We start from the raw sequence: 15,962 nt of genomic DNA on the forward strand, positions 1-15,962 counted from the left end.
CGCCTCTCAGAGCAGACCCATGGCCTGCTTGGCCATCCAGGACTTGAGCAGGCCGCTGCGTTCAAAGCCCTTCATGCCCCAGTTGCGCAGCATCTGCACAGGCACTTCTGGGCGGGCAAACAGCTGCTGCAGTCCGTCCATGGCCAGGCCCATGGGAGCCAGAGATGCCTTGCGCTCACGCTCGTACTGGCGCAGCAGCTTCAGATCGGCGGGGCTGCGCCAGTAGTCGCGCTCCTGAAGGATGCGTGCCAGAGTCTGCACATCGCCCAGGCCCAGGTTCAGACCCTGGCCGGCCAGCGGGTGGACGTTGTGGGCGGCGTCACCCGCCAGCACCCAGCTTTGTTGACTGTTCCTGTCCAGCGGTCCGCACCAGCGGTCGGCCACGGCCTGCTGCAGAGGCCAGGTGGCGCGCTCGGCCACCAGCTCCAGCCGGCCCAGCGCATCCTGGCTGATGGACTGCAGGCGAGTGGTAAAGCTTTCTTCGTCGCTTTCCAGCCAGTCAGGCACCAGCGATTGTTCCAGCGACCAGACAACGGCCACTTCGTGACCTTCGGCCCCGCCCAAAGGCAAAAAGGCCAGAATTCCTTCCGGCGTGAACCACTGGCGTGCAATGCCGCCATGCGCCAGCTCACAGCTCAACCGGGTAGCAATTGCGTGCTGGGAATAGGGTGTGACGGAGAACTCCACGCCGAACTCGGTGCGCGTGCTGCTTGAGCGGCCTTCGCAGACGGCGGTGAGTGCGGCCTCCACCGGTTCCTTGACGATTTCCACCTGGGGTTGATAGCGCACGGCCTCGGCCAGGCGCTGCTCCAGCGCGGGGACATCGACGATCCAGGCCAGTGCCGGCACGTCCTGAGACGCTGCGTCGAACTGGACCTGGCCGTCCAGATCGCCAAACACCTGCATGCCGACCACGGGTGTAGCATCCTCGTCGTCAGGCCAGCAGCGCAACGACTGCAGCACGGCCCTGGAACTGGCATTGAGCGCATAGGCGCGCACATCCTTTTGTTGCGGGGATCGAGGCTGAGGCGGCGCCACCAGCGCCACACGCAGACGCTCACGCGCCAGCAAAAGAGCCAAGGTCCGGCCCACAATGCCGGCTCCACGAATACATACATCAAAGGTTTGCGCCATGTCCGGCATTGTAGGAGGCGTGGACAGGACCTGCGCTCATAGAGGAAACCTCAGGCCCGTTGACCACCCGTTGCGGGCAACTATGTTGTTGATAGCGGCCTGCGGATATCAGGCAAGGGATTAGCGGCAAAATGATGAAGAATCCGTAATCGAAGGAGATGTGATGACCGACACCGCCTATGACGTGCAGGGCCGGATTGCCGAACTGTGGATCTACCCCGTCAAATCCTGCGCTGGTATTGCCGTGCCGAAGGCCGAGCTCTCGCGCCATGGGCTGCAATGGGACAGGCACTGGATGGTGGTCGATGCCAATGGCGATTTCTTGACACAGCGCAGTCATCCGCGCATGGCGCTGATCCGGCCCGAGATTACGGATGAGTATTTGCTGTTGCATTTTCCGGATATGGACAGTTTGCAGATTCCTTTGCTGGTACAGGGCCGCAAATGCCGTGCGCGGGTCTGGAAGGATACGGTCGATGCCTGGGACCTCGGTGAATGGGCCGCGCCTGCACGCAGCTGGCTGAGTCGGGCTCTGGCGCAGGACTGCCATCTGGTGCGCTTTGATAGTTCGCAACCGCGCCGGGCCAGTGAACGCTGGGTGGGCGATAGCGACGCTCCGGTGCATTTTGCCGACGGCTACCCTTTGCTGCTGCTGAGCCAGTCGGCCGTGGACGAGCTCAATCAGCGATTGACGCAGGCTGGCGAGGCTGCTGTCGATGCGCGGCGCTTTCGTGCGAATATCGTGATTGCCGATATCGAGGCCCATGATGAAGATCGTGTGGAACAGCTGGATCTGCCCCAGTTGCCCGGTCTGAGCCTGCTGCCCTGCAAGCCCTGTACGCGCTGCCCGATTCCCGATATAGACCCCGACACCGCCGTACCCGGCACGGCAGTGGGAGATTCAATTTCCAGCTATCGCCAAGATCCGCGTGTGGATGGTGCTATTACTTTTGGTATGAATGCCATAGTGATGGGTCTTCCGGACGCTGCGGATGCTGCAGCAGAGCTGGCTGTGGGTCAGCAACTGGCGGGCAATCTGCGCTTTGATTAAAGGTGTAGGCCTTTGACCCTCAAAGACTTGGGGCATCCCTGTAATGGTGATGCAGCAGAACCAGTGTCCAATAAGGGCATTGGCAACAGCAACGAGGGGAGGGCGGCATGGCTGAATTCAAATCTGGCGATTTCGTGGTTCTCACCGGCAGCAGTGCTTTTGCCGGAAAGATCGCTCGCCTGACTTTTCGTGCACCCGACAGCGATTTCTGTCTGCCGGACGGTCATGGCCATATTGGCTGTGAGGCTGGAGACTGGGTGCTGGAGTTTGTCCAGAAGGTGCCTGCCTTGATGCGCAACTCTCAGACTCCCTGCATGACCAAATATCTGTGCAGTCCGCAATCCCAGTTCCGACGGCTGCAGGAGACTGCCGGGCTGGAGCAACTGTTTGGCCCGATGCGACAGAGTTCGCCGGCGTTGACCGCTGATTGATCCGGCATTTCCCGGACTTTTTCTCCCAAGCCTGTCTTTACGCAGGCTTTTTTGCTTTCTGGCCGGAACGGCGGCGCAATCTACCGCAGATGAGCAGAGATTGCCGGGTCATTACAATCGGGGGCTTTCCGTGGCCAAACCGGGACGAAACTCTGAGTGAACAGAGTGCCTATGGGTCACGCCTCAAAAGAACCGGATTCGCGACGATGCGGATCGGGCACTTCCGCCACATGGGGGTGGTGCCGGGTAGTGCATTGATACATAAGGAATTTCCATGAGCCTCAAATGCGGCATCGTGGGCCTGCCCAACGTGGGCAAGTCCACTCTTTTCAACGCGCTGACCAAGGCCGGCATCGCCGCCGAGAACTATCCCTTCTGCACGATCGAGCCCAACACCGGCGTGGTGGAAGTGCCCGATCCGCGTCTGGATCAGCTCTCCGAGATCGTCAAGCCCGAGCGCATCGTTCCCGCGATCGTGGAGTTCGTGGACATCGCCGGCCTGGTGGCCGGTGCTTCCAAGGGCGAAGGACTGGGCAACCAGTTCCTGGCCCATATCCGCGAAACCGATGCCATCGTCAACGTGGTGCGCTGCTTTGAAGATCCCAACGTGATTCACGTGGCCGGCAAGGTGGACCCGATTTCCGACATCGAAGTCATCCAGACTGAGTTGTGCCTGGCCGATCTGGCCACGGTGGAAAAGGCTTTGAACCGCTACAGCAAGGCCGCCAAGTCCGGTAACGACAAGGAAGCCGCCAAGCTGGTGGCACTGCTGACTCCCATTCAGGCAGCCCTGAATGAAGGCAAGCCCGCCCGTGTGGTGTCGGTGTCCAAGGAAGATGCGCCCCTGCTCAAGCCTTTCTGCCTGATCACTGCCAAGCCCGCCATGTTTGTAGGCAACGTGTCTGAAGACGGCTTTGAAAACAATCCTTTTCTGGATCGTCTCAAGGAATATGCAGAAGCTCAGGGCGCCCCCGTGGTGGCCATCTGCGCCAAGATCGAGGCCGAAATGGCCGAGATGGAAGACGAAGACCGCGATATGTTCCTGCAGGAACTGGGCCTGGAAGAGCCTGGCCTGAACCGCCTGATCCGTGCAGGCTTCAAGCTGCTTGGCCTGCAGACCTATTTCACCGCCGGTGAAAAGGAAGTGCGTGCCTGGACTGTGCGTGTCGGCGCTACGGCTCCCCAGGCCGCGGGCGTGATTCACGGTGACTTCGAGCGCGGTTTCATTCGTGCCCAGACCATTGCCTTTGAAGACTTCGTCGCTTTCAAGGGCGAGCAAGGTGCCAAGGATGCCGGCAAGATGCGCGCCGAAGGCAAGGAGTACATCGTCAGGGACGGCGATGTGATGAACTTCCTGTTCTCTCCCAAATAAGCACGATTGACATGCACCCTGGGCACATATGGATGCCCGTTTGTGCCCAGGTGCTACCGTCATTGAAGGGCGCATCTGGCAGAGGCTTGCGGCGGCATTGTTGAATCAATCAGTGTCGCGGCGACAGGCAGGTCTGGATACTGGGCACAGCTCCCAGCAGTCCAGCCCCGCTATCGAGCCCCAACTGGATGCAGTACAAGGCAGCGCTCAGCCGCCGGCTTTGTGCCGGAGGTGGCAATAGCCGGTATCGGCAGGCAGCTCATCAATCCAGCCAGGGTAGGCAAGCTTCTGCTTGCTGAGTCCACCGGACTCAAATTCCCGGGCCGGCGGTACTGCCGCGATTGCAGGCACAACGCACGGCGTTGCGGTTGACCGTCACATCTCATGGAGCTCATGACGCACAGCCCCCGCATGCCGCCCCGCCACACCCATCACTCCCCCGAGAGAATGCCCGGATGCGCAAAGGCGATGTCTTTATGTGCGTCGCAATGAGAGCGACTGCCGCATGCAGGCGCTTTGGACGCAAGGCATGCCATGGCTGGCGCGGGGATCGCCAGCGCAGCTAGGTGAAGACCAGGCTGCATGGCATCAAGCAACTGGGTGAGAGGGTGATGTCGCCTGGGTTTGAACCTGACAGCTCAATGAGCTGAACATCAGCCCTCAGGGCTTCACTTCGACGACCTGCTCGAAACCCCCAAAGATCATGCGCTTGCCGTCGAAGGGCATGGGCGGGTTGCCGGGGGCGGATGGGTCCATGCGCGGGTCTTCCATCATCTTCTTCATGGCTGCGTCGCGCGTGGCCTTGTCCGGCCATTCGACCCATGAAAAAGCCACTGTCTCCTCGGTAGTGGCCTGAACCGAGCGGCGGAAGTCGGTGACTTTTCCATCGGGGACGTCATCTCCCCAAGCCTCGATCACCCTGATTGCGCCCAGCTCGATGAATATCGGGTCGAGCTTGCGCGCGTGCTCAATGAACTTCTGCTTGTTGGCGGTGGGGACAGCGATCACGAAACCATCGATATATGACATCTCTTCACTCCTGCTGAATTGACCGTTAGATGCGGAGCTGGCGCCGCATTCACAATGCCCATAGAGCCGGTAGCTGAAATGCTCTCAGCCTGGACCCCTTGAGCTCGCAGATCACGCTCCAGCAATCAAGGCTGAGCATGGCCTTTCAACATTGTCTGTGGCGACCGGGAATCTGACCAGTCATGCACATGCATCCTGCTCCCCTGCTTGATGTCGGTCGATTGGCTCGCTGGGAATGTAGTGGCAGTTTTCGCGTTGATCGTAAGGCAGCTCACCAGCGCAGAAGCTGAAGTTTGTGACAGACAGCTTCTGGCCGTCGGCAAATCCGTTACAGCCTTTGCTGCTGTCAGGGCAAGCAGACATTGTTAAGCGGCATTGCAACCTTTCGTCATTCTCTCTTGTGTCTATCGAGCACCAGCACCGGTGCAGCCTCCATGACAGATTCAGATCAGGGACTGGCTATGGCTTTGCGTTGTGTCCCGAAAGTCTGCAGCTCGCTGTGTCGGACTTTTGGTGAATACAACAACTTTGTTGCGACCTGTCGTCTTGGCCTTGTACAGCGCCTCATCGGCCGAACGGATCACCGAGGCTACATCTGCATCGTGTTCTGGCTCCCATGCCGCGCAACCAATGCTGACTGTGATGTAGCCGAATTCGCTTCCGGAGTGCTCAACACAGAGTTGCGAAACGGCGGCGCGGATGCTTTCTGCAAGGCATGAAGCGCCCTCTAGAGATGTATCCGGCAAAACAACGATGAACTCCTCGCCTCCATAACGAGCTGCGATATCTCCTGGCCTGCGAATACTGTCACCTATGCATTTGGCTATGGTTGCGATGACGTCATCCCCAGCTTGGTGTCCGTATGTGTCGTTGTAGACCTTGAACCTGTCAATATCGACGAATAGCAATGAAAAAATGCTATGGTTTCGTCTTGCTCTGTGCCATTCCTGATCCAACATTTCGTCGAGTCTGCGGCGGTTGTTCAAGCCCGTCAGCCCATCGGTACGAGCTAGCAAGGCCAGCTCCGACTCGGCGCGTATTCGTCGCTTGAGCTGTGTCACGAAAGCAAAGGACAAGCCGATAAAGGCTGCTGTGAGCACCCCCATCAGACAGGCAATGATCAGTGCACGTTGTCGCCAAGCCGTGAAGATATCGGAGTGCGCTTTCGCGACCATGATAATGAACGGCAAGCTCGGAAGATTCTTGAAGTAGTACAGGCGATGAGTGCCATCAAGGTAGGAGATATCTGAAAAGCTGCCCTCAGGCTCAGCAATGAACCGCTTGAATGTGCTTGCGTTTCGTATATTGCGCCCTATGACCTTGGCATCAAAGGGTTGGCGCATCATCATCGCGCCATCTTTTCTTATCAATGCAAGCGATCCATTCTCACCCAGCGACAGCCCGGAAAATAGTTTTCTGAAATATTCAAGCTGGACATCGATCAGCACTACGCCTGCAAAAGAGCCGTCTGCATGAGAAAGCCGACGGCTCAGGGGAATGCTCAAGGCGCCGCCATGTAGCGGCGATGCGTATGGGTCTCCCACAAATAGTCCTTTACCGGAATTTTCTCGATGCACGGTGAAGAAATCATGGCCGGAGAAGTTGACATTGCCTGGGTTGACTTTTCGTGCATCGATGGCAATGTTTCCCTCGGTATCCAAGACCAGAATTGATCCCAAATAGGATGCAGTCGCAGCTTTGTCGAACAAGGCAACTTCGCGCAGGTGCGGCGATGCGGCCATCACTTCAGGATCGTTCAATCCATCAATCACGGCCTGCAATGACAGCGCATAGAGTTCGAGATTTCGAACTACGTCATTTTCGGCGAGAAGCGCCACATTACGCGATGTCTCCACCGCGTGCTTCATCGTGTCCAGCCGACTTTGATAAAGAGCTGCTGCGCAGATCGCAGCCATCGAGAGCGCAATTGCTCCAGCCACGAAGAGCATTGCATAGGAGATGTTGGAGAAGTGACTGCGATCAATAGCAAACCAATGAGTTGATTTCATATTGTCTAAGCACCTGCGCTGGTGATATCGAACTTGTAAAGATTGTGCTTGAATAAGTCAGCACAGCGCTTTCTTCACATTTCACAACAGTCTGCTTTGATGGCTCTTGGGGATTTCGGCCATAGACGGTTTTGATCGCAGGCGCGCACTTCACTGCACCTCGATTCGCCGACAGTGCTGAGCGCTTGCTTCACGAGGAGATCTAGCCTCTGGTCGAAAATAGCTTTTGCACCAGAGGATGTAGCACCTTCCGGCTTGCACCAATCGCGAAGAAGTGTTCTTCCACACCCTCGCAATCGCCCAAACGCTTCACCCCATATCGGGTCGTCAAGTCTTCGTGAACCAAGCTGGCCATTGGAAAGACACCCATGCCAGCTGCTCCAAACGTCTTGAGCAATGCACTGTCCTCGAACTCGCCTATGACATGCGGTTTGATGGATTCACGTTCAAACCACTGATCAAGCCTTGCGCGCACTGCCGCATGGGCCGTTGGCAGAAGTACGGGAACTTTGGCCAGAGACTGCGGAAAGTCTTGCCGAGCTGCTGCAAACAAGGATGCAGGTGCGTACCAGGCCAATGGGGATGAGCCCAGGGAGTGGCTATAGACCTTCAGGTTGGGGTTTGGAGGAGCGGCCCGGTCGGCAAGAACGACATCAAGTCGATGCAAAGCCAGATCGCCCAGCAAATCCTCGAATTCGTCAACCAAGCACAAAAGTCGAAGATGAGGCTCCAGCATCACAGGTTGCATCAGGCTTCGTACCGCCAGCTCAGGCAACTCGTCGGCGATGCCGACGATCAACCGCATGGTCGGCATGCCCACTGCGTCACGCACTACCGCAGGCAGCTGCTCCCCTAGCTGGAAGATTTGCTCTGCCTGTCGCATGGCGGCAAGTCCTGCGTCTGTCAGGACAACGCCTCGCCCTGCAGGTTTGAGCAGTGCATAGCCCAGTGACCGCTCCAGCTCACGAACCTGGGTACTAACTGTTTGTACAGCCATGCCCAGGCGCTCGGCAGCACGGGCCATGCCTCCTTCTTTGGCGACAACCCAAAAATAGTAAAGGTGCCTGTAACTGAAGCCAGGGCTCATTGTTCGGCTTTTCGGAGCTATTGCTTCCGAATTATCTGCTTTTATTAAATTGCTGCATCGCTATTGTTGGTGCTGTCCGGGGCAGGGAGAAGTGCTCTGCAAAGAACCTTCGAATCAGAAGGCGCAAGCAGTCTTTGAACGAGGATTCACTCAGGAGAGTCACTGCACCAAGCAGCTCACCTCAAAGGAGAAGCACCATGCTGAGAGTTCTTGTCCCGTCAGACGGATCAGCCAATTCGTTGTTTGCAATACGTCACGTGATCGACGAGTTCAGGAAGAGCGAAGATCTGGAGATTCATCTCCTGAACGTGCAGCCGCCATTCTCGAAACTCATCGCCGATTACTCAAGCAGGAGTGACCGGATGGAGTTTCATCATGAGCAGACGGAGTCGGCGCTCTTAACCACTCGACAAATGCTGGATGCTGCCAGTATTCCATACGCTGTCCACTCGGAAGTCGGCAACAAGGTTGACTGCATTGTGGATGTTGCGCGCAGGCTTCATTGCGACCTGATTGTCATGAGCACGGCACGAAAGAGCTCCTTGGTACGTCTTGTCGAAAATTCAGTGACGAATCAGGTGCTGGAGCGAACCGGCGTGCCTGTAGAGGTGATCCCGGGCGAGCCCGCCTCGAAGCTGGAGCGCATTGGTATTCCAGCGGGAGTCGGTGCCGGAGCGGGCATTGTGGCTCTATGGATGGCTTCCAGTTGAGAACTCAACAGCTACGTTGAGAGCCGCTCGTTCCACCCTCGCTACGCTGTTGTTTCACCTTGTCTCTGCGGTTTGCCGGGGCATGTCAGCGGCTCATGGTGCAAGCAGCATCTCAAGGCAAAAGAAGCAAACGCTTGGGGCCATTTCATGCTAAACATCGAAACCCTGGCAACTGGCCCAATGTGGGTCGGCTTCATTGTCTTTGTGCTCATCATGCTGGGCCTGGATCTATTTGTCCTCGGTGGAAACAGGGCTCACCGCGTATCGGCCAAGGAGGCTGCCAGCTGGACTGCCACCTGGATGGCTCTTGCCACGACATTCGGCGCGTTGCTATGGTGGTATTTGGACGCTACCGCAGGTCGTGAAATTGCCAATCGCAAGGCACTTGAATTCTTTACCGGCTACCTCATCGAGCAGGCATTGTCGGTAGACAACATGTTCGTCTTCGTGATGATCTTTACCTACTTCGCTGTCCCGCCAGAGTTGCAGCGACGCGTGCTGCTGTATGGGGTTCTTGGAGCGATCGTGATGCGGGCAGCAATGATTCTTGGCGGAATCTGGCTTGTTTCCGAGTTTGAGTGGTTGCTCTACGTTTTTGGGCTGCTGCTCGTGGTCACGGGCGGCAAGATGCTGATCATGGCTGAGCAAAAGCCTGATTTGGAAAGGAATCCACTGCTACGCTGGTTGCGCTGCCATATGCGTATAGCGCCAGGCTTTCATGGCCAGTCGTTTTTCGTACGCGTCGATGGATTGCTTCATGCAACACCGATGTTCTTGGTGCTTCTGATGATTGAGGCGAGTGACCTGGTCTTTGCCGTGGATAGTATTCCGGCCATCTTTGCTGTCACCACCGACCCATTTATCGTCTTTACATCCAATATCTTCGCGATCCTGGGTTTGAGGGCGCTGTACTTCCTGCTGGCCGACATGGCCGAACGCTTCCATCTGCTCAAGTACGGCCTTGCTCTGGTATTGATCTACATCGGCGGCAAGATGCTGATGATGCCCTGGTTTCATATGCCCGTGCATTGGTCGCTACTCATTGTTGGCTCGATTGTCCTGATTTCCGTGCTGCTTAGCGTGAAGCTCTCAGACCGAAAATCTTCGAGGAGTGTTTTATGAGCAATGCAGCGATGCCTGCACTCATACCTGCGCCTGATCTCGAGCGGCGCGATAGTCTTGGCAGGCTGATTTCGTTGACGTGGAAAGGCGAGTGCAACTGTGCGAACACCGGCGGCGAGCGTTGGCTGGTGGCAGTGGACGGCTCCGCGTGCTCTTCGCGTGCTGTTGCCGTGGGTGCCCATTTGGTGGCAATGGGGCAAGGGAGCATGCTTGACCTCGTGAATGTGCAGCCCTGGTTGAGCAAAGAGGCTGCGGAGACCGAGTTGGGTCGATACGGCTGGGCAGTCACGGCCATGGCGCGCCGAGCGCTTGCAGAATCGGCCACGCTTATCACCTGGCGCCTTCACGTCGTCATGGGTGATGATGCAATCGCTATCGTGGGCTTGGCTGAAACTCTTGGCTGCTTCGGTATTTGCATCGGCTCCCACGGGCTCACGGCAGCAGAAGCCGTATTGCTCGGGTCTGTGACTTGCAAGGTCTTGCGCTTGGCACAGATGCCGGTTTTGATCGTACGTTGAGTCAAGATGTGCATGGAGTTGGCTGACGCAACAGACTGCCTGCATTCGTGCAGAGCTGACGCATTCAGCGGACCGGCGATGCTTGACTGGTGAAAGTGGATACCAAGCAGGCACCGGCAATCGAAATCTTGTGGATTGGTTGCGGCAGTGAATGCCCGGCCTGTGCAGTCTTCCCGTGGCCGGATCTGACGGGTTTGGGTGCAATGGCTGGTTCGGGTGTTCACGTTGACTGCATGGGGCGCAGCCTGCGTCAAGTCGTCAAGTCACTTGCTCAAGTCCAGTCCGAACAGTTCGCAAATGCTCATGACCGATCGCTCTTGATCGTGAGAGGCTATCCCCGATTGAATTGGTTGAACAGCCCGGCCAGGGTAGTCTTTATGTCCACAAAATAGACAGAAGAATTGTCAATGCCGATGCAAGACCGCCTTCGCCTTCTCTTTCTGGCAAATGCCACCATCCTGATCACGCATCAAATCGACGCAGCCTATTGGCATGAATGGGAGCTGTTCCTCATTCCTGGCGGCAATCAAAGCAACCTGCTCCTCAATATTCCAATCATTGGATTGGTCATGTACTCGCACAGCCGGGTTGTCGCCAACATGAAAACCGGCTTGCCTTTCTACAAGCTCTTGGCCTGTCTCGGCCTTTTGACCATAGGCATTCACGCGTTTTTCTTCTTCCAAGGCAGCGAGTCGTTCATTCAGCCCATGTCGATTGCGCTGATGCTGGCTACATTCATTCTGTCGATATGGCAGCTGGTGGCTCTGCGTCGTCTAGAAAAACTGCCTTAGTTCGTGACCGCCTGATCCCGGCCGGTGCCGGCAGTCAACCGGCGTCGACAGTGGCTCCATGGCGGGCAACTGACAGTCAATCAGATGGATTCATGTCTGCAAGTGCTTATGGGCTGAACACAGCGAGGTTCAGCGCTAGCAGTTGCCTTTCTTGGCTTGCCCAGGGGGGCACCCATGAGGATGAGGCTTTCTGTATCCGTCGTCGTAGTAGCCGTTCGGATACACGACACAGCCGCTGAGCAGCAAAGCGGTGGCGACCAGCGCTAGCACCTTTTTCATAGAAATCCTTTCGATCTGACGCATGTCGCCGAGAGCTGCAGGGAGGTCCTGAGAATGATTGGAGGGATCTCGGCGACGTCACCATTTCTTTTGCTCAGGGCCTGGAACTGGCCGTCGCGATTGATGCTGGCAACAGCGTTGTTTGGCCTCAAGGGGCTAGTCGTTCTGTCCCAAGGCGATCAGGACTGCACCGCTGAGGAGCAGCAGGACTGCCAAAGCTATCCAAAGCTCAAGGTTCGCGATGCTGCCCTGGGCATCCAGAGCAAATCCTGCCGCACAAGAAAGTGCAGCACTGATCACCAGCAGTGTTCCGAATTTGCTGCGCAGCATGGCTTTGGTCTGTATTTCTCTATCAATGATTGCTCGAGTGCGGCAATGCAGGCTTGGTATCCGAGCCTTCATGGAACCCATACCTGGATCACCTCGGCCAAGTCCTATTTTCGGCGATGACTGTGGCAGATGGAGGCAGGTTTCAATGGCTTTGTTACTGAAGGTAGAGCATGATCGGATCTGCTCAGAGGCCGGCTTTAATGCCGCGTTCTACGAGTCGTAACACTGTATCCAAGGGCACTCCTAGCATTGCGCTGTCTTTGTTTTCAAAAAGGTACCGTATGAGTAACTTGCATGGATTTCGCTCTGCCAAAGCCCTGTGCTGGGCTGGGCTGGGTTTGATTGCTGCCGGCCTGGCAGCATGTGGCGGCGGTGGTGGTGGCGATAGCTCCCCACAGCAAGGCACGCTCAAGCTGGCCATGACCGATGCTCCGGCGTGCGGCTACGACCATGTCTATGTCACTGTCACCAAAATCCGTGTGCATCAGAGCGCTACGGCAGGTACCACCGATTCTGGCTGGAGCGAGTTGACGATTCCAGCCCAACGCATCGACCTGCTCGGTTTGACCAATGGGGTACTGCAGGAATTGGGTTCGTTGCCGCTGCCGGCCGGCAACTACCAGCAAATCCGCTTGGTGCTGGCTGACAATCCTTCCAACCCGACATCTGCCAATCCGTTGGCCAATGCACTGGTGCTATCGGGTTCGACCAACGAGATCGCACTGACCACTCCCAGCGGCCAACAAAGCGGCTTCAAGCTGAAGGCCAATTTCAATGTCACCGGCGGCCAGGTCGCCGATATGGTTCTGGACTTCGATGCCTGCAAGTCCATTGTCAAGGCAGGTAACTCGGGCAACTACAACCTCAAACCTGTGGTGGCCGTCATCAAGCGATTGACGACAGCAATTGTGGGCTATGTGGATCCTGCTCTGGCCTCCAGCGTCGTGGTGTCCACGCGTGACCCGGACAACAATTTGCGCGCCACCGTGCCCAACGCCACTACAGGCAAGTTCGTGCTGGCATATCTGCCGGAGAACACCAACTACACCGTCGTCGTTGCAGGCCAGAACCTGACCACCGCCGCAGTGACTGGCGTTCCTGTATCGATCGCTGCTGGTACCACCGCGCTCAACGCATCGACGGCCCCCATTCCACTGCCTGCGTCTGCTTCGGCGACTGTTACGGGCAAGGTGACAAACACATCCAATACGCCTTTGACAGATGCGGATGTGAATGCCCAGCAAGTGCTAAGCGCAGGTCAAAGGCTCGATGCTGCATGGACTCTGGTTGACCCTGCCAATGCAAACTACAGCCTGAACCTGCCATTGGTGGCGCCCAACAAGGCACCTTACGTCGCAAGCGGGCCGTTGGTGTTTACTGCAGATACTGCTGCCGCTGGCAAGTACAACATATTGGGTAGCGCTGCCGGCTACACCACTCAGACCACTGCGCCAGCCGTGACGCTGACAATCGCCAACAGTGTGACCACCAAGGATCTGGTTCTGGCACCTTGAGGAAAAAACTGGGCAATGGACCGAAATGCTGCTCGTGGCATTCCGTATCCATGCCCAGATCGTGCTGTCGCCTGCTTCCCAAAATGAAAGCCTGGCCTTTTAGGCCGCTTTCATTTCATCCATCGAAGATCACCGGGGTTGCAATCGCAGTATGAAGAGTCGGGGGTTATGAGGAGAACGATGGATGCACCAGCACTTCAGGGAGTGAACCGGTCGCTCTGGCGAGATCCTTGCCTCAATCGGCCTCCTCATTGACCTAGCCGTCGTCGAAGCTCATGAGGGTGGATCATCGCCACCACTGCATGAAACACCGGGATGTGCCGCCCGGCATTTGCATCGAGCAGTATCCGGGCCTGCATTGCCTGCCAGGGCGGAGGTCGGTTCAATCAGCTCAGGCGTATACCCCGCATCCTGGATGGCCTCTGCAAACTCGGCGTCAGATGCGGTTCCCGAGATAAGCACGGTTTGCTCCTTAAGCTCAAACTCTATATAGGCCTTGTCATCCATGGCCACAATTGATCGTTTGATGCGCCCCGCGCAGCCACCGCATGTCATATCGGTCACACGAAAAGCAGTCATTGCATGCTCCTTTCAAGGTTGTGAGTCAAGTCTCAACCCTGACATCATGAGAATGTCAAATGCCTTGTACCTACGAGTTGACCGGGAACGATGTCATCTGCCAACCTGTTCTTGATGCGCTTGGTCTGCGCGGGGGGGCACGCCAGCGGCCCCGCCGAGAGCACGCCGGGAGTGCAACTTGGGTTTACTTGTATGCCTTCTGCGGGTCATCTGCCGGATCGACGTAGTTCAGGTCGAATGGGCCTTCCCCGTGGATCTGGATCACTGTTGGAACCTTGAACATGGCGAAGTGATTGGTCTTGGCCGGAATCGATCCGAAGCTGCCGGCTTTTTGGACTTTGAGTGCCTTCGAGTCCCACTTGTCGCCCATCCCGATCATGACCGTGCCCGAGATGACAGTCACGTTCTCGGCTTGGCTGTGCCAATGCGGCAAGACGCGATAGCCGGCGGGCACGGACAGACGCACCACATAGGGGCCGGGTTGATTGGGGTCACCCAGGAGTACCGCGAATTTGGCCCCTTTGGCGAGAACCGGAGGCGGTGCTCCCCACTCGACACCTTCGGCGCCGTGAATGGCCCAGGATGCCATAGGAATCATTGCCAGCGCGACGAGGCTGGCCGAGCGAGCGAACGAGAAATGAGACATCAGAGTCTCCTTGCGCGCGACCCATGCACACCGCCGCTGACATCGCACGCGCCATCAGGGACGAGCCTCCTGAATTGGGTTGTGATGATCCGTCATGCGCACTTCACAGATATTGACAGGAGGTATCAAAGCCTATTGCAGGCAGATTGGGTTGGCAAGCCAAGCCAATGCTGAAGCTAATGTCTGTGTACGCAGCTCATGGTCGTTTCCGGCTCTTGGCAATCAGGGGCCAAGGGGCGCCAGAGGTAAGGCATGGTTGCCAAGCTCGAGGTTGCAGAACCAGCAATTTGCTCTGGCATGCGGCATCACTGGCTCCGATATGGAGTGAGGCCCTGGAGCCAGCAGATCGCAGAATCGATTGACAACGACGACACGTTTTGCGGCTGCCGCATATCTCCCGCAAAAGAGCCGAGGGTCTATTGCCGCGCATTCAGCCTCGATGTTCAGCGGCTTTTGGCACTGAGACTATATGAACCGAGCCTGTTGACTACGTTGATGCTTCGGACCTGAGGCTCAGCCATCGTCATAATTCGTGTTGTGCCGGAATAGCTCCGCCCAGGCGACGTGGTTACGCTGAGCCTTCAGTAACTTCACATCTTGCGCTTTCAAACCACATGTCCAATACACCTTCACGCTCTAATCTCGCTTCACCGGAAGTGAAGCTGCGCATGCGTGTTATGGCCGGCGACATCATTGCCATCGGCCCTGGAAAAATCGAACTCCTGGAGACCATCAACGAAACCAAATCCATTGCTGCGGCCGCCAAATCCCTGGGCATGTCCTACCGCCGTGCCTGGTTGCTGGTCGATGGAGTCAATCATGCGCTGAATAAGCCGGCGGTGATCACGTCGACGGGAGGCTCTCATGGAGGTGGTACGGAGCTCACTGAAACGGGGCACCTGGTGATTGCCCTGTACAGGCGCATCGAGCAACATGCTCTCAGGGCATGTAAAGCAGATCTGGACAAGCTGGTCGCCTTGGTCCACAGCAGCTAGGCAGGCTGGAGGCACAAGCACCTGTACGCATGCGGAATGCTGCGTGGCCCGCAGTGGCGTAGTGCAAAGGATCCCTCATGACATTGAACTTCGCGCAGGAGCTCAAGTACGAACTTCATCGCCCAGCACCTCCCCGTCACCACGGGTGCAGGGCGCTGAATGCATCGCATCAATTCCGTCAGAAACGCTGGACCGCTTCTCGCAAAGCATGAGCAAGCAGTGATGCAGATTTTCAACCACCATTATTCAATGGGGGGCTCATCTCTTCGTAATATATACTCGAATATAGCGAAGGCTGGCATGGCAGACTTCGTCTGGTTGGCGCGCAGCGGCTCTTCCTGCTTGCATCTGCCACTGCCTCCCGA

At 56.9% G+C, this 15,962-nt stretch carries 16 protein-coding genes; 9 read left to right on the forward strand and 7 right to left on the reverse strand.

What is annotated here, in order from left to right; genetic code table 11:
* Nucleotides 1–6 precede the first annotated feature (6 nt).
* The gene (locus tag CTATCC11996_RS08935; RefSeq protein WP_003075283.1) at nt 7–1,134 is read right to left on the reverse strand and encodes an FAD-dependent monooxygenase; all 1,128 of its coding nucleotides are present in this window, start codon (nt 1,132–1,134) and stop codon (nt 7–9) included.
* Nucleotides 1,135–1,297: 163 nt separating this feature from the next.
* On the opposite strand from CTATCC11996_RS08935, the gene CTATCC11996_RS08940 reads away from it, so the two are divergent.
* The 3 genes from CTATCC11996_RS08940 to ychF all read left to right on the forward strand — a co-directional run bounded on the left by CTATCC11996_RS08940 (nt 1,298) and on the right by ychF (nt 3,988).
* Entirely contained in the window at nt 1,298–2,185 is an 888-nt protein-coding gene (locus CTATCC11996_RS08940) for an MOSC domain-containing protein (RefSeq protein WP_003075286.1), read from the forward strand.
* A gap of 107 nt (nt 2,186–2,292) precedes the next feature.
* Entirely contained in the window at nt 2,293–2,616 is a 324-nt protein-coding gene (locus CTATCC11996_RS08945) for a hypothetical protein (RefSeq protein WP_003075289.1), read from the forward strand.
* Between the two features lie 274 nt (nt 2,617–2,890).
* Nucleotides 2,891–3,988 (forward strand): redox-regulated ATPase YchF, encoded by a 1,098-nt coding sequence (gene ychF / locus CTATCC11996_RS08950; protein ID WP_003075290.1) that lies wholly within the window; start codon nt 2,891–2,893, stop codon nt 3,986–3,988.
* A 660-nt stretch (nt 3,989–4,648) separates the two neighbouring features.
* Here the strand turns inward: ychF and CTATCC11996_RS08955 are convergent.
* From CTATCC11996_RS08955 to CTATCC11996_RS08965, 3 genes are all read right to left on the reverse strand, one after another.
* Nucleotides 4,649–5,017 (reverse strand): DUF1428 domain-containing protein, encoded by a 369-nt coding sequence (locus CTATCC11996_RS08955; RefSeq protein ID WP_003075292.1) that lies wholly within the window; start codon nt 5,015–5,017, stop codon nt 4,649–4,651.
* A 443-nt stretch (nt 5,018–5,460) separates the two neighbouring features.
* Nucleotides 5,461–7,026 carry a sensor domain-containing diguanylate cyclase gene (locus CTATCC11996_RS08960; RefSeq protein WP_003075293.1) on the reverse strand — a complete coding sequence of 522 codons (1,566 nt, stop codon included), beginning with the start codon at nt 7,024–7,026 and terminating at the stop codon, nt 5,461–5,463.
* 202 nt (nt 7,027–7,228) lie between these two features.
* Nucleotides 7,229–8,113, reverse strand: a complete 885-nt coding sequence (locus CTATCC11996_RS08965) for a LysR family transcriptional regulator (protein WP_003075295.1) — start codon at nt 8,111–8,113, stop codon at nt 7,229–7,231.
* 197 nt (nt 8,114–8,310) lie between these two features.
* Here CTATCC11996_RS08965 and CTATCC11996_RS08970 point away from each other — a divergent pair, with 197 nt between their 5' ends.
* The 4 genes from CTATCC11996_RS08970 (at nt 8,311) to CTATCC11996_RS08985 (ending at nt 11,254) form a co-directional block, all read left to right on the forward strand.
* On the forward strand, nt 8,311–8,823 hold the full coding sequence (locus tag CTATCC11996_RS08970) for a universal stress protein (protein ID WP_003075297.1): 513 nt from the start codon (nt 8,311–8,313) through the stop codon (nt 8,821–8,823).
* A gap of 147 nt (nt 8,824–8,970) precedes the next feature.
* A complete protein-coding gene (locus CTATCC11996_RS08975; protein WP_003075299.1) occupies nt 8,971–9,945 on the forward strand; it encodes a TerC family protein in 975 nt (324 codons plus the stop codon).
* Entirely contained in the window at nt 9,942–10,463 is a 522-nt protein-coding gene (locus CTATCC11996_RS08980) for a universal stress protein (RefSeq protein WP_003075302.1), read from the forward strand. Before CTATCC11996_RS08975 ends, CTATCC11996_RS08980 begins: the two co-directional genes overlap by 4 nt.
* Before the next feature lie 407 nt (nt 10,464–10,870).
* Nucleotides 10,871–11,254: a DUF6713 family protein gene (locus CTATCC11996_RS08985; protein WP_003075303.1), complete on the forward strand. Its 384-nt coding sequence runs from the start codon at nt 10,871–10,873 to the stop codon at nt 11,252–11,254.
* A gap of 435 nt (nt 11,255–11,689) precedes the next feature.
* On the opposite strand, the gene CTATCC11996_RS25485 is transcribed toward CTATCC11996_RS08985, so the two are convergent.
* Entirely contained in the window at nt 11,690–11,944 is a 255-nt protein-coding gene (locus tag CTATCC11996_RS25485; protein ID WP_138983847.1) for a hypothetical protein, read from the reverse strand.
* A gap of 200 nt (nt 11,945–12,144) precedes the next feature.
* On the opposite strand from CTATCC11996_RS25485, the gene CTATCC11996_RS08990 reads away from it, so the two are divergent.
* Nucleotides 12,145–13,377 (forward strand): DUF4382 domain-containing protein, encoded by a 1,233-nt coding sequence (locus CTATCC11996_RS08990; RefSeq protein WP_003075307.1) that lies wholly within the window; start codon nt 12,145–12,147, stop codon nt 13,375–13,377.
* A 273-nt stretch (nt 13,378–13,650) separates the two neighbouring features.
* On the opposite strand, the gene CTATCC11996_RS24920 is transcribed toward CTATCC11996_RS08990, so the two are convergent.
* Both CTATCC11996_RS24920 and CTATCC11996_RS08995 read right to left on the reverse strand, forming a co-directional pair.
* Nucleotides 13,651–13,956: a heavy-metal-associated domain-containing protein gene (locus CTATCC11996_RS24920; protein ID WP_003075309.1), complete on the reverse strand. Its 306-nt coding sequence runs from the start codon at nt 13,954–13,956 to the stop codon at nt 13,651–13,653.
* Nucleotides 13,957–14,140: 184 nt separating this feature from the next.
* Nucleotides 14,141–14,602, reverse strand: coding sequence for a cupin domain-containing protein (locus CTATCC11996_RS08995; RefSeq protein WP_003075311.1), 462 nt, complete (start codon nt 14,600–14,602; stop codon nt 14,141–14,143).
* A gap of 677 nt (nt 14,603–15,279) precedes the next feature.
* Here CTATCC11996_RS08995 and CTATCC11996_RS09000 point away from each other — a divergent pair.
* The gene (locus tag CTATCC11996_RS09000; RefSeq protein WP_003075313.1) at nt 15,280–15,597 is read left to right on the forward strand and encodes a winged helix-turn-helix domain-containing protein; all 318 of its coding nucleotides are present in this window, start codon (nt 15,280–15,282) and stop codon (nt 15,595–15,597) included.
* Nucleotides 15,598–15,962: the final 365 nt, after the last annotated feature.

It is taken from the genome of Comamonas testosteroni ATCC 11996, from assembly GCF_000241525.1.
Taxonomy (GTDB): Bacteria; Pseudomonadota; Gammaproteobacteria; order Burkholderiales; family Burkholderiaceae_C; genus Comamonas; species Comamonas testosteroni.